This window comes from Corynebacterium sp. HMSC068G04 (assembly GCF_001814885.1).
Lineage (GTDB): Bacteria > Actinomycetota > Actinomycetes > Mycobacteriales > Mycobacteriaceae > Corynebacterium > Corynebacterium hiratae.
This window is the reverse complement of sequence record NZ_KV818329.1, coordinates 1-232: the sequence shown is the minus strand read 5'-3', so window position 1 is coordinate 232 and position 232 is coordinate 1. Positions and strand designations below refer to the sequence as shown.

The 232-nt window shown below is 54.3% G+C and carries 1 protein-coding gene; it reads right to left on the bottom strand.

Annotated elements, in window-relative coordinates; genetic code table 11:
• Positions 1 to 13 precede the first annotated feature (13 nt).
• Positions 14 to 232 (bottom strand): transposase (locus HMPREF2993_RS06985; protein ID WP_141758274.1); only part of this gene is annotated, 219 nt, incomplete at its 5' end.

The window sequence follows — 232 nt, the reverse complement described above, 5'->3', positions numbered from 1 at the left end:
GGCCCTTCCGGTTTTAGAGTGCGTTGATTTTGTCCTGTAGTTGTCCGGAGTGGATTAGGCATCGCAAGATGTAGTGGTTGAGGTTTTTAAATCCTAGGGCGATGCCGCGTAGGTGTTCGAGTCTGCCGTTGATTGCCTCGACGGGGCCGTTGGATGCACCGATATCAAAGTAGGCGAGCACATCTTTGCGCCTTCGCCACAGGGTGCGTCCCAGTTGGGCGAGCTCTTCTAA